This window comes from Sphingobacterium gobiense (assembly GCF_002980575.1).
GTDB classification, from domain to species: domain Bacteria; phylum Bacteroidota; class Bacteroidia; order Sphingobacteriales; family Sphingobacteriaceae; genus Sphingobacterium; species Sphingobacterium gobiense.
The window spans coordinates 633922-649037 of the sequence record NZ_PVBS01000002.1 but is presented as its reverse complement, the minus strand read 5'-3'; the positions used below and the strand labels follow the sequence as shown (position 1 = coordinate 649037).

The 15116-nt window shown below is 45.7% G+C and carries 7 protein-coding genes; all 7 read right to left on the bottom strand.

Annotated features, from left to right (window positions below):
* Nucleotides 1–55 precede the first annotated feature (55 nt).
* On the bottom strand, nucleotides 56–1612 hold the full coding sequence (locus C5749_RS11715) for a pectate lyase family protein (protein WP_105726246.1): 1557 nt from the start codon (nucleotides 1610–1612) through the stop codon (nucleotides 56–58).
* Between the two features lie 159 nt (nucleotides 1613–1771).
* The gene (locus tag C5749_RS11710) at nucleotides 1772–3670 is read right to left on the bottom strand and encodes a RagB/SusD family nutrient uptake outer membrane protein (protein WP_181151371.1); all 1899 of its coding nucleotides are present in this window, start codon (nucleotides 3668–3670) and stop codon (nucleotides 1772–1774) included.
* A 42-nt stretch (nucleotides 3671–3712) separates the two neighbouring features.
* Nucleotides 3713–6838 carry a SusC/RagA family TonB-linked outer membrane protein gene (locus C5749_RS11705; RefSeq protein WP_181151369.1) on the bottom strand — a complete coding sequence of 1042 codons (3126 nt, stop codon included), beginning with the start codon at nucleotides 6836–6838 and terminating at the stop codon, nucleotides 3713–3715.
* Nucleotides 6839–7041: 203 nt separating this feature from the next.
* Nucleotides 7042–7995, bottom strand: a complete 954-nt coding sequence (locus tag C5749_RS11700) for a hypothetical protein (protein WP_146113745.1) — start codon at nucleotides 7993–7995, stop codon at nucleotides 7042–7044.
* 46 nt (nucleotides 7996–8041) lie between these two features.
* Nucleotides 8042–9949, bottom strand: a complete 1908-nt coding sequence (locus C5749_RS11695) for a RagB/SusD family nutrient uptake outer membrane protein (protein ID WP_105726238.1) — start codon at nucleotides 9947–9949, stop codon at nucleotides 8042–8044.
* A 17-nt stretch (nucleotides 9950–9966) separates the two neighbouring features.
* Nucleotides 9967–13179 carry a SusC/RagA family TonB-linked outer membrane protein gene (locus tag C5749_RS11690; RefSeq protein WP_181151368.1) on the bottom strand — a complete coding sequence of 1071 codons (3213 nt, stop codon included), beginning with the start codon at nucleotides 13177–13179 and terminating at the stop codon, nucleotides 9967–9969.
* Nucleotides 13180–13241: 62 nt separating this feature from the next.
* Nucleotides 13242–14861 (bottom strand): DUF4957 domain-containing protein, encoded by a 1620-nt coding sequence (locus tag C5749_RS11685; protein WP_105726235.1) that lies wholly within the window; start codon nucleotides 14859–14861, stop codon nucleotides 13242–13244.
* Between the last annotated feature and the right edge of the window lie 255 nt (nucleotides 14862–15116).

Sequence of the window (15116 nt, the reverse complement as noted above, 5' to 3'; positions counted from 1 at the left end):
ACACAAACGCTCGTCTACTTGCCGTAGACGAGCGTTTCGTTAGGGTAATTGTGTGCTAACTTATGGTATCCACGTTGTTACCAAGATTCCGGTAATCGATTTTCTCTTTCGGATTCGTTCCGTTCAGATACTCCTCCACATTGGTATATCCATCGCCGTCGGCGTCCTTAGCACCATCCGAGGGATCGTTTGGATCCAAACCATATTTTATTTCCCATTCATCCGGCATACCGTCGCCATCGGTGTCAACAAGCACTTCCGCGGGGTCGTAAGTTAACTCCGGGTAACCGCCCACTTCATCCACAGTCTTGATAATGCCTGTTTTGGTTGTTGGCTTTCCCGTACGCACCGTTTCCACTACGCGAGCATCAACCACATCTCTTTTTGGCAGGGTGGCTCCTGCTTTCGCCAATACGGCTTCGAAAGCATTTTCCGCCGTTTGATGTGGTGCCACCGGCCACCCCTCAAATGGCGTGTACACACGCGCGTACTTTTCTCCTTCGCTTTCATTGGGAATAATCGATCCTTTTGTTTCTTTCATACGCATACCCGCCCAATTGTTTTGGGTAACCTCTTCGTTGTCGTGCATGACATTACCGGCCACGTACCATTTTCCTGGACGGTTTACCTCTTTCGGATACCAATCACCTGCTGCCCATGCATTGCCAGGTGAGTACATACTACGTTGTTCAATACGCGCTATGATACCACGCATATTATCATTCGTCGCCGGACCCGGCTTGAAATAGTTATTAATGATATTTATCATCGACGTCTCATCGCCACCGTCTATCGTCCGATGACGCCAGTTGAAAAGCACATTATATCGAAAATCAAACGCGCCCGACATACCAATAGATGGGTTTCGCGCCGTATTGCTCGCAAAGAGATTATGATGAAATGTAGACGGTGTCCCTCCCCAGGTCGCTCCAAAAGCATGTCCTTTAGCATCTAGTGCCTCGCTAGAAATCGTCCATTGAATAGTAATATGCTCCGCGGGATCTTTAATCTGCGTGGTTCCGTCTGCCGACGGACGCATGTGTCGATATAAGGAAATATTTTCGTCCATCCCCCAACTCGTTGAACAATGGTCAATGATAATATGATGATGTGGATTTCCGCCGATGTTGTCATCGCCCTGTCCTCCAACCGGAACGCCTCGACGTACCCGTAGATGCCGAACAATAACATTGTGTGTATTGATGTTTAAGGTTCCGGCAACACAAATTCCGTCACCGGGTGCAGATTGCCCTGCAATGGTAATATCGGGATGATCGATATTTAGGTCTCCATCCACTTTGATCGTACCGGCGACGCGAAAAACAACAATACGCGGTCCCTTTGCTTCTAAAGCAGCACGTAAGCTACCCTCGCCGCTATCGTTGAGATTCGTCACTGCGATTACTTTTCCTCCGCGGCCTCCTGTCGTAAACATCCCCCCGCCCCAAGCTCCGGGAAATGCCGGAATAACCTCTTCGGGTAATCTTGGAGGATGTGGAGGGATTTGTCCGCGCTCGGGCTGTCCTGCTTGTTGCGCATGAGCACCTGCTCCAGCGGATAACAATGCTATCAAAAGCAAGCCCTTTATTGATCTGTGTGAAAATGTCTTCATATCCAAAGTTGATTTAGTTATTCATTTACGCTAAACAAACATAATAAAAAGAGCCGGACCATGCTTATAACATATTTTCCGGCTCTTGTATTATGTTAGCGGTTGATCTCAGGGATTACCTTCGGTGAGATCTCGTATTCGATACGTTTCTTGGCTCAATCAATAATTCGGATTTTGTCCGAATTCCTGTGGATTTGCAATAGCATCCATAAAGGACTGCGGAATTGGGCGTACCGTGTGTTTATTAGCATCGAAAAATCGAATATCCGGATTCGTCGTCTGCAAATAATCAGCAGTTAGTTTTCCCATTCGTTTTAGATCATACCACCGTATTTGTTCTCCTGCCAATTCGCGACCTCTTTCAGCTAATATAAAATCTAGTGTCACCTCTCCAGCACCCACCTCCATTTCACTTTGTCTTGACGTAACCGCCGCTCTTCGGCGAAGTTCATTGACGTATCCCTGCGCTTTACTCGCATCTCCGTTAGCTAGCAGAGCAGCTTCCGCAGCAATCAAGTATACTTCGCCCAAACGGATAATTGGGATGTCGCCCAGCCAGTATTGCCGATCATACACATATTCCAAACTCGAAAATTTCTTCAAAGAGGGATAAATTTCGCGGGTATAAGTCGCCATACTATTACTTTCCGGCTGTACCCATCTCCCGTCAGCCTGAAACCAGTCCGAAGGATCGACGATCCAGAACGGAAGATCTCTTTTCTCGGCCGCCGACATCACCCAATTCGGTGTAAATACGGACAAACCGTCCAACCACCCGTCCTTGTCTTCATCCGTCATATTTACCAGCCCCATGTGGTTGATACCACGACCTCCCTGTACCAAGCTGGAACCGGTTGCTGCTGTATTTTTTATCACATGGCCTACTAAATTCGGATTTTTTCCATACTGTGTCACCATACCTTGATCAATCGTTTTGTCCACCCAGGTCGCATTATAGTACTCGTAGAAAAATGTCTCCTTAAAACGCGTATCTGCAGGATCGGCAACAGGTTCGAACAGTTCCGTCAACAAGTATTTTGTTGGCTTGAAGTTACGGCTGTTAGCCCGCCCTAGCCAAGCATCATTTTCCTGTGTACCCCACGGTGCCCCGGTCGTACGTGCATCCATCAAATAATACTGTCGTGTTCGTCCACGGTTCCACCCTTCTGGATTTCTTCCTTCGGTATGGTCCACTGCTTCGATGAACAAAAATTCGCTATTATTTTTATTGTTGGCGCCACTCCAAAGCTTGCCGAAACCAGATTGCTCGTCGTCGCTCTGGTACAAAGAAACACCATAGGTACTCCCGTTGGTTATCAGCTCTTCAGCTGCTTCCAAAGCCAAGCGGGCATTTTCCTGCACATCGCCTAGACGCGTACGTTGCAAATAAGCCTTCGCCAACATCGCATAAGCTGCCTTTTTGGTCACGCGTCCTCTTTCCCCCTCTGGTCTATCGGGCAAATGTTCCGTTGCAAATATTAAATCCGAAATAATGAGATCGTAGAACGCTTGTTCGCTTGCTCTGACAGGACTATTGACCGGACCGGTTTCCGTGGAAGGAATAGTCGTCAGCGATACACCGCCAAATTGCTCCACTAAGTGCCAGTTCGCCCAACCCCGCAGGAAATATGCTTCAGCTACTTTTGCATTTCGTTCTCCTTCTGATCCATAACCCTCCACCTGATCGGCATAATAGATCGCGGTATTGCAGTAATTCACTGTCGCATACATGCCGTTCCAGATCGTTGCTAGTGTTCCTAGCTGCGCGTTCATATTACTATTGTACAGAATAAAACCTGTCTCAGCATTAGCCACATTCGCCCAAAGGTCGGTCCCCATTTCCATGGCGCCGATACCATCTATCTTCCCATAGAAATAATATAGGCCGTCGTAGCAGTAATTGACCAAACTCTCGTACCCGTCTCTATATTTATAGCCTGTCTCTACGTCCACAGTAGAAGGATTCCATTCATCCAGTGTACAAGAACTGATTCCTACCGCCATCAACAGTCCGAAAGAAATTTTATATCCTAATCTTTTCATTGTCGTATTTTTCATCTGATTAACTTTTTTGTTGATTATCCCCATGCGGTTCTCCTTTTAGAAAGACATGTTCACGCCGAAAACCATTTGTCTATACAACGGAAAAGAGTCTGACGCTCCTGTTTCGGGATCCATCCCGCTCAGCAGATGGCTTCGGGTAAAGATAATCGGATTATGCATCGTCGCATATACGCGGAATCTGGAGAGCTTGATGTTATTGCTTACATTTTCAGGTAAGGTATAACCTAGCGTAATATTCTTGATTTTAATGAAGGAAGCATCGACCACATTCATACCTAGCAACGGATTACTGTGATTTGCCGACGTCCTGTTGATATACGGCCGTGGGTAATCATTGGTCGGATTGTCCGGTGTCCAGTAATCGTATACCGCCGGAATATTTCTCGCGCCATAACTATTCATGTAACCCAATAATTCCGCATCAATATGATGTCCCCAGCGCGCAATTGCAAAAATATTTAGGTCAAATCCTTTGTACTGAAACGTGTTCTGCCAGCCCGCTGTCCACTTCGGCGTTCCCTGTCCGAGGATGACGCGATCGTCGGGCGAAATCGAATAGGGGTTCTCTGCAGAATACTCCACGCCTTCTTCATCCACCCAAACGCCATCGCTTACCTTAGTGAGGTTGGACTGCGTTTTTACGTCTCCCGGCAATAGCCCGAAAGCCGCAGCATCCGCCATTTCTTCGGTTTGCCAAATACCCAGTTTTTTATAACCAAATAAGGTATTGCTTGGTCTCCCCATGAATAATCCCAATGAAATCAGATCGTCTACGCTGGTACCGCTGCCTAGGTCAATGGAGCGAACCTGCTCATTGTTATGGGCAAAGGTCACCGTGGAGTTCCATTTGAACGCATTGCCATTCAGTATATTATTACCGTTTAAAGTCACTTCGACGCCGCGGTTATTCATGCGCGCAATATTGTCGGTCATCCGATATGGAATCTTCGGGGTGAAACCACCACTAGAGAAGGGTAAATTACGTGCGTACAATACATCACGTGTATCTGTATCATACCATTCAATAGCACCCGTTAAGCGATTGTTGAATAACCCAAAATCTAAACCTAGATTAAAATTGTATGATTTTTCCCATGTCAATAAGGGATTACCTACCGCTTGGGTTAATACACTGACGGGCAAAACCCCTCCACCAAGGTTTATTTGGTCCAGGCCTGTACTGGTCACCTCTGTCAATGTGGAATATGGATCAATTCCCGAATTCCCCGAAACACCGTACGAGGCTCGGAACTTCAGTTCATTAAGAACATCCCGTGTACCGTCCATAAAGCTTTCGTCACTTATACGCCATGCACCGGCTGCAGCCATAAAGGTATCCCATCGACGTGCTAGTTGCGATACTCCATCGGTACGTTGGGTCAATGTCAACAAGTAGCGTCCTTTATAGCCATAATTAATCCGCGAGGCAACGGACATCCGTTTGCCCATGGTATAGCCTGTTCCTACGAAGGGCACCGTCCCCGATCCCAAACTATAGTATAGATATTCATCATATAAGAACCCTTGATTGCTCGAGTTCGAATTCTCATTTTGCGTGTGCGCCCAGGAAGAAACTAGCGTAGCAGATAGATCGTGGTCCTGTGCAAAGGTTGTTTGATAATTTAAGATATTCTCCCACACGTAGCTGTATCCGAGCCGTGTCTGATAGTTTGCAGTACGCTCCTGCGCACCGCTTCCGGATAATTTCATATACGTCCGTTCACTTTCAAACTGTCCCGTTCTACCGCTACTCAATGTAGCGCCTAATATGGAACGGAATGTCAAACCCTTCATGATGTCTACATCAATATGGGGGTTGACGGTCAGATTTAGCTGCTTCGAATTGTTCCGTAAAGTATTCGGAATCTCATCGGCTAATAAGCTCGGCTCTGTCAATCCTTCGATTGGCCACACATTGATATTTCCAAACTCATCATAAACTTGTCCGACGGGAGCAATACTGAACGTATTGTTCAAACGGCTTGGACGGGTTTCGTTGTCTCTCCAGGTCAAGTTGGTCACAATACCTCCCTTAAACCATTCGGTGATTTTATTGGTTGCACCGGTACGAACAGTAAACAAATCCGATTGGTCGTTCCGGTATATCCCTTTCGTCGAGTTATAGCCCATCGAGAAAAAGCCTTGCGTCTTCTCGGTTCCACCGTTTACAGACAGCGTATAATTTTGTTGCACTCCCGTCCGCAAAGTTTCATCTACCCAGTTAATCCATTGGCCGTTGTCGATGTAGGGATTAATCTGCTCTGGGTTCAGATTCCAAGCACTTAGCAATTCATTTCGATCGGCGGGTGCTTTATTAAAGGATGCCACAAAAGCATCTTCAAGATACCGCAGCCAGTCATTTTGTTGTAAAGCGGATGGGTACCTAGCGTTGGAGTTAATTCCCGCATAGGCATCTAAGTTCACCGAGATCCTGCCCGCCTTAGCCTGTTTTGTGGTAATAATAAACACCCCATTTGCACCGGCAGAACCATAAATAGCCGTAGAAGCGGCATCTTTCAGGATGTCGATCGTTTCGATATCATTTGGGTTGAGATTCGTGATGTTCCCCGGAATACCGTCAATAATGTATAAAGGCTGACTACCGGCCGTCAACGATCTATTACCGCGTAGCAAGATACTGGAGTTCGAATTTGCTCGCCCCGACTCACGGGCAATATCCAATCCTGCCACGCGTCCTTGCAATGCTTCAATTGGATTGGCTACAGGCGCCATCATGATTTCTTCCGACTTGACAGAAGCGACTGCCCCTGTTAGGTCTTTTCTTTTCACCGATCCATAACCGATAACGACCACTTCTTCCAATGTGGATTCTCCAGCCTGCAACACGACATTAAGCACGGTGTCCTTCGTCGCCGTTATCGTTTGTGGCAAGTACCCGATAGCAGAAATCAACACCGCTTGGCCACTTTTCGTCCGGATATCGAATCTTCCCTCATTATCTGCAGATGTTTCGCCGCCACCATAATCTATCGTAGCGCCCGCGACCCCCTCTCCTTGCGAAGATTGGATTTGTCCCCTTATTTGAATTGTGTTTTGCGTTTGTTCGGCTTGTGCCTGTGCCTTTCCGGATATCGGCCGTCCTATAAATAGGGCTGATACACACAACGTACACAAAAGACTTTTTTTAATTGAAATTACCATAGTTAATACATGATTTATAACTACTTGCATTCACCCGGCAGCACCCTGTGCCGGATTAGCTAGCGTATAGCTTACAAAGGTAAAAAGGGCAAATACAGTATATTTATACTGTATTGCCCTTTAATTATAAAATGTTATCAGCGATTTATGGTAAACGCTGTGTTAAGGATTTGTTATTTTTTTTTTATAGATTTCGCTGCACTTTATTTCTGGATTTTTATGTCTACGCTCACATACTGTCTATTTTGTTGGTCGCGTGTCGCTTGATTCACATACATCGCTCCGTATTTCCCTTCCGGGGTTCGGAAATAAATCAGACGCGCTGCCGCTAGACCTTCACCGGATAGGATTCCATCCGTCTGTTCTTTATCAATCGTTTGATTTTTTGCTATCTCCTCAATTTTGCTCGAAGACACTAATGTACGGGTAAACGTATTGTAGGAACCCGAAGCTGACATCGGTGCGCTGAACTTCGTTTCCCGTTTTGTCCATCCGGAAACATCGTAGTAGGGAACTGGATACTCATCCACTGTTAACGCATACAAATTATATGCGAAGTTGCTCTCGTAACCTGCCCGAGTATCTGCAATGGTATCAATCCCAAAATCAATTTGATCGGAAACATTTGCAGCGTTACTATAACTATACGTTTTTCCCGTAGTGAGTGACAAAAAGCTCGGATTGTCTTCGCCCTCAACAGGCGCATACAAACGTCTGTCTGGAAAAAGTGTGTAGCTCGGAGCTCCCTCCACTGTTATTGAAGTATAGCCATCACCTATATACACATTGTTATCGTTCAATGCATAAAATCGGAAGTTCATTTTTCCATCACGTTGCATTTTAAACTTGACGACACCCGAATAGGCACGACGATCGGGTCCTGTCACCTCTATTTCTCGTCGCGACCAAGTCCCGGTACCATTGGTGCTGTCTACGACCACAGTCATCATATCCTCTTTCGCTGAGGTTATAGTAAAGTAGATATGTACACTATCACCATCATTAACTATTGCATCTTCCACAATAGCATACTCACTATCTTTTTGGAAGGTTACTTTTACGTCGTCAAACATCGTAAATATATTCTCCGACTCCACCTTGCAGGCGCTGAACGCCAGGAGCATCGATAAAAGAGAGATCAATTTTGTTATTTTCATTTTCGTTTTTGTTAAAATAATCTTACAACGGTTTCCACCCCCAGACTTAATCGTCTAACGGATCAAAGGTTCCGCCTTCCCATCCGATAGTCGTCTCGATATTTACGCCTCTGCGCACGAAATCGTTGTGGAAAGTATAGAAATTATGATATTCAGGAATATTCATCGCCCTAAAGCCCGTTTCTTGAGGTCGGACTACGTGGGGACGAAAGTATTCTAGGTAGACGTCACGGTTATTTATATCCAGCGTTTCACGGAACGCCTTACCCGTGTTTGGATCAATAGCTTCCAGTTTCCCAATAGTGCTCCGTCGCGCGTCATCATTATCTCCTACCACTAACAGCTGATAGGTTTCTAAAAATTCACCTGTTAACTTATGCCAGTTTCGCGTACGTCGCAGGTCGGCATTGCGTTTATTTTCAAAAGCAAATTCCACCATGCGTTCATTGAGCAACAATGCACGCATCTGTACTGCACTAGCGATGTTTCCCAAGCCGTAATCATTGCTCCCTTGCTCAATACCAGCACGCTGACGGATTTGACGAACCATCTCTTTAGCAGTAGCAAGGTCGCCAGATTCGTTCGCACAATCAGCATAGTTGAGCATTACCTCTGCAAAGCGCATCTCAATCCAATCCATACCATTACCGCCTATTCCGTCGGAATATGCGGTACTCGATTCCGATAAGCTCGGTATACTGAATTTCTTACAATAGACTGCCCAGTTTGCACTTTCTTCGCGTCCGTTGTTTCTTGCTCCTTCATAGTTCCACTGGCGTCGCCCCTCTTTTCCACTCAACTCCCATATGCTGCCATTATACGCCATAGTAGCTTCGAAACGTGGATCCCGATCTTTCCAGAACAGCAACTCATCATAAGTGTAATCACCGCCTTCATCTATGCGATTGCCATCTTTCATAGGATAGGCACGGAGCAACTTCACGGTAGCACGATAACCATTGTGTGGCGATGCATTTCCATTTTCGGAGCGCGGACGCGATTTTCGTTCTTCATCATGGCCTCGTCTCGATATTGAGCTAGAATACGGACGAGAGATCACTGCTTCTAGGTTTTTATTACCATCAGTCTGAAAAATCATACCATAGTCTTCTACCAAACGGTGGCCGGCCGCCAAACAAATATCATAGGCTTCTTTATTCGCTACGAGTGCCTCTTGCCAGCGTGACGCATCATGGGGATGTTTCGGGTCATCCAGTGGGTTAAACTGTGGACTTGCCCAATACAGCAACGCCTTTCCTTTTAGCGCCGCAGCCGCGGCATAAGTAATCCGTCCCCAGTTATCCGCAGACCAAGTTACGTCTTCTAAATATTGCATCGCATGATCGAGGTCATCTATGATCTGTGCAAAACAGGCTCGGGCACTGGAGCGGCCGTCCGTCATCACATCATCAGGGTCCTGCGGTTCCAACACCAAAGGCACCCCTCCGTAGACTTTTACCAATTCTAAATAGACCATCGCCCGCAAGGCGTAATATTGTCCCAACATGGGGTATTTAACCTCATCCGGAATTATACTTTCGGGCAAATATTTAATTCCGTTATTACAACGAGCAATATCCATATAACGGTTGTCTAGATAATTTTGGTTATAACTATTTCCTGTATAACGTATATCGTGGTTATTCAGCGGGTTGCCAGCAATTCCTAAAGCTTGGGCACCATACGATCCGTTCGAAGCAAAAAAATGTTCATCGCTGACCAAGTGGATATCAAACCGAGAGGGTACCGTCTGCCAAGGAAATCTCGGGATAATCAGCTCATAGGCTTTATTCAGGTGCATGTTCACCGCCCCTTCTATATTCCATAAATCAGCATCCAGCCCTCCTCTATCCGGCAAGATAAAGAAGTCGTCATTATTACAGGAAATCAGCATTGCAGAAGACAGTGCGACCATTAGCCCATTCCTAATCCTTGTATATAAATTCTTTTTCATCTTTGTTGGTATTAATCTTATAAACTAGCACTTAAGCCCACCGATATCGTCCGTACTGTTGGATAATTATACACGATAGACGTATAAGGGTCCTTGTAATTGAACGGATTCACCAAGGTCCAGAGGTTGTTACCCGTCAACAAAATTCGACCGTTTGCCAGGCCGATACGACGAGTCACATCGGAAGGGATGTTATAGCTCACGGTCATATTATTCACCCGGATGGTTGTACCGTTTAATGCCCAAATATCAGCTGCATCGTTAACATATGGATCGTCTGCCCGCGGATATTTGCCGTTCATCGGGTCTTCCGGTGTCCAGCGATCACGCCAAAAAATCGGTACATTGGTCTCAAAATCTGGTTTGGTTCGTGCTCTACTATCCACAAAGACCTTCCCTCCAAAACGTGCCATAATGTTTGTTCGTAAGCTAAACGATTTATAGCTCACACCCAAATTGATACCCGTCGAAAAGACGGCGTCTGTGCGATCGAATAGAATAACTTTATCGAAGTGGTTAATTACCCCATCATCGTTTGTGTCTTCATAAATCATCCAGCCCACTTGCGGCACGTTACCGTTAATCGTATAGTTTGGGTTTTCAGCCAAGAAAGCGTCCACCTGTTCCTGCGTACGAAACATACCCTGCGTGCGATATCCAATGTTAGAACTGTTGTAACGTCGCGGATCAACACCAAACTTGGTTCCTAACCAATCGCCATCTGTACGATCCCTTTCCAAAAAAGCGTTATGGTTATAAATCATCTTAGTCACGACAGAATTACCCCAACCGAAGTTCATTCCTGCGTTGATTCTCCAGTCCTCCGCGACTCTGGTATTATAACCAATTGAGAACTCTGAACCCCAATTGTACACTTCACGATAATTGACGGCTGGCGCTACAAGACCGGAATATAGCGGATTCATTTCATTTACCCCTTTGTCGAACCCGTCGTAGGTCTTATTCTGAAAAAATTCTACGCCTATGTTCAAGCGATTATTCCACATGGTTGACTCGACCCCGAAGTTAATAGAACGCTTTTTCTCCCATGTTATATTCAAATTGGGATACGTACTCGGATTGAGACCAACACCATATTTGTCTTCACCAAACATGTAACCATTATTAGCATCTATCAAATAACGTTCCTGCCAAAGCCGTTCATTCACCCGGTCATCACCGGTAATCCCCCAATTTGCTTTCAACTTCAAGTGGTTCACAAAAGTGACATTATCTTTAAAGAAATTCTCCTGGCTAACAATCCAACCAGCCCCAACACTAGGCGACCAGCCCCAACGGTTACCTCTGGCAAAGTTAGAGGATGCATCCAAACGTGTTACTATCTGTAAAAGGTATTTCTTTTTATAATCATAGCTGAGGCGTCCGAAAGCTGATCGCTTGGTTGTTTTATAGATAACTCGTGTCGGACGATCGGTCCGATTTTGGTCAAAAGCCCAATAATCCATGGATTCCGGAATCAATTGATTTATCCACCGAACGCCCATATTTTCATTGTCTGAAACTGTTTGCTCTGCACCCACAACCACATCGAGGCTATGATCTGCAAAGGAACTATTGTAATTTAAAGTCACGAATCCCTGATAACCGCCATTTTTCCCCAGCGTTGACGACAATGTGGCACTCTCTCGTGTTCTCCCCCATATAAAGGGTTCATCCGCAACTATCAAGCTGTTACTATATAACTTATCATTGTTGCCCATCCGTGCAAAGTCCCAAAGTTGATAGGGCGGTTGATAAGTCTCATTGCTAGAATTTCCTCCTCTTTGCGAAACCTGAAGCTTCGCCGAAAATCCTTTCAAGAAAGAAGGCGAATAAGTCAGACTGGCATTTATACTATAGTCTTGATATTTCTGTGTTTCTAAATACCCAGAGTTCAATATAGCTAACGGATTGCTGCCCCCACCACCTGAATTAACCGGGAGCCCGTCAATATACATCGGAACCCAATCCGGCGTAGATATTATCCGTTCAAAAAACGATGCGTCCGTTTGATTACCGAGCTGATTCTGACTTTCACGGAGGTTGTGATTAAGGTTAAAGTTTATATCGGCCTTTAGACCTTCGATGATTGTTGTGGTCAGACCACTACGCAGCGAATACTTATCCTCTTTCATACCAGCATAGTTCGCGTTCTGGTTTTGAAAGCTGCCCCCAACAAAGAAAGTCGTCCGCTCTCCTCCACCAGAGATACTTAGATTATGACGTTGCATAACCGCGGGCTGCCAGAGTTGGTCATACCAGCTATCCACATCCAATCCCCTCAGATAAGCTAAATCTGCATCGGAGAACATATCGCTTTCGGGTTTATTGCCCATGAAAGCACTTTCGTTAAGGAATTCTGCGAGTTCGTATGCTGAGAGAAAATCCGGTTTTCTGGCAGCGTCAGTTATCCCCAAATAACCATTGTACGATATGGTTGGCTTTCCCTGCTTACCACGCTTTGTGGTAATAAGCACAACCCCTTTAGCCCCGGCAGCACCGTAAATCGCTGCTGATGCATCTTTCAGGAAGGTGATTTCTTCAACCATAGACGGGTCAAGGGCGTCAAAGACATCACTTGACACCGTAATTCCATCCACAATATAAAGCGGTTCAGACGTTGCTCCCATACCCGCGCCTTGCTCACTGGTAGAAGCACCACGAATGTTCAGAGATATTCTCGCGCCGGGACGTCCGGAGGCTTCGCTCACGCCTACACCGGCTATTTGATTACGTAAAGCCCCGGCAATATTTGGCGCCGGAATATCCATGAGCTCCTCTCCCTTTATCGTAGCTACCGATCCCACAATTTCGGAACGCTTCTGCGTGCCGTATCCTGTTACAACGACTTCTTCAATCGCATCGCTGGATTCCAGCGTAATGATAATGCTGGTCATCCCCCCTACGTTGACTTCCTGTACCTTATAGCCGACAAAGCTCACTACCAATTGTGTGTTTCCTTCAGGCAGGTTTATTCTAAACATTCCGTCTTTATCGGTCTGCACACCAGACTTTGTTCCTTTCACCAACACGGTGGCGCCCACAACCGGATTTCCATCCTGATCGATGACTTTTCCTGTTATATTGACAAGTTTCTCGATTTTCGTCAGCTCCCGAGCGGGTGTCTCGGCTGCTTCCACTCCCACGAAAGGAGCGACGAGCAAACAAGCCAACAACACATTCCGTGTTCCCCTTAGAAAAGTTAGGGGCATATCAGCACGACTCTTCATATATCTTATTTTAAGTTTATTCATTCTAAAAATAGGTTTCATCTCCATTGTTCTCCTCTCACTTATGGTCTCCAACGTGGGTCGCCGACAGTAAACAACGCTGCATCGATAATGGTCAAATCGCTATTGGCATAGTTGGTCTTATCCGGGTTAGCAAATACTTGTTCTGAGGTTCGTCCATAAGCGATTACACCTTCTATCATCCTTTGTTGCGTATTTGATCCCCAAGTAATGTCAGAAGTTGCATAACTATTCGACACGGTAATCGAATTCGGCATCACGCGATTAAAGGAACGCCCGCCCGATGTATAACCGATGAGTGTATTACGAACCGTTAGGCTGCCAATCTCACCACGGCTAGCATCAATGATGTGGCGGTTGTCGCTTGGCGAATGGTACAACGTGGTATTTTCGATGAGCATGGAATTCAGACTAGCATTCACCGAACCACCATGACGCAGCAGGTATTGCAAATTGATGAAGGTTGAGTTTGTCCACCTGATATCACGCACACTCGCGTCGTTATGATCTATCGTGAGCGCATTGTAATTCCCAATATTCTGCACGATGGAGTTGTTAATCACATATTCATTCACCGTTTTCGCCCCTTCGGACTGCAGTCGCATCACACCGCGTAGCTCGGACATTCTACAAGCTTCAAATTCAATTTTGTTAATCGCAGCAACTCTACTGATGTTAAACACATAACTACCTCCGATATCGCCAGTAAAATGTACATCTTCGAACTTAATCAGGTTGATCGTTCCTTCTACATTAAAGGAAGAGGACATCTCAATACGGGCTTGCGGTCCGAAGCCTGGTTCGGATACCAAGGTTACGCCACGATCCAACGTAAAGCCGCCCATAGTATACGTCATACCGCGTTTTAGGGCGATGACACTTCCATCAGGTACCGTATTCAAGGTGTTTTGCAGAATTTGCGGGTCGGAACTTCCTCTGAGGTCAATATAACCCGCCTCCTCTACGGTTGGCTTGGTAGTGAACGTCAGTTCTCCCAAAGAACGGTCATCGTGACGAAAAAGCCGGGCGACATAATTGGTGTTCGAGGTCAGTCCGTCCAATTGCAAGGAAATCAAGTCATCAGGTGACACATTGAATTCCTGGGAATCGGTCCCATCTGCTTTTTCTACTACCATTTTTGTCAGTTCGCCATGCCTTCCGAAGTTCAGCACTACCGCTTCATGCGATAACTTCCATACCTTAATGGGCGTAAACAGCTCGATTGGCCTCACTTGGAAACGTGAAGTACGCATCCAAGGAGAATATCCTGTTCCGGTACTTGAGACCGTGCGCACCCGAGCAAAATACGGCTCCAACGGCGTAAGCTCTTGATCACTCAAGAAAAGTGAGGTAGAATCGGTGACAAAATCGAATACATTCTGAGTCGCATCGTTAAAGGTGGAATCTGATGACACTTGCACCTCATAAGATACTTCAGCTCGCCGATTATCCCCTTCCCAGGCAGCTAGCCCCGGACTCCATGACAAGACAAGCGAGGTATCGGCATGCGCGATATCAATATTACTACCCATCTCCGTCAAACTCGTTGGCGGCCCTTGCACCGCATCCTTATTGCACGCGTAAAGACACGCGACCGACAGAAAGAGCAAAATCATCCTGCCAAACGAAAATACACTACCCGTAAAGTTCTTATATCTCATCTTTTTAGGTTTTTGTTACTAATTATATTATACTTTAGGTTATTAAATTACATTCCCTTAATTAATTCACAGCCACATCGTGACAACATGCCATAATCAAGAACCATCCTATAAGATAGTCGATTATGTATTTACGGAACACTTATTGACTATATTCCGAACTGCCAATATTGTACAAAAGACACTAAGCGCGACTTTTATTTTTTTTATATTACGATTTTCAGTTATTATTCCTCTGTTTAGCTAGTACTAAAA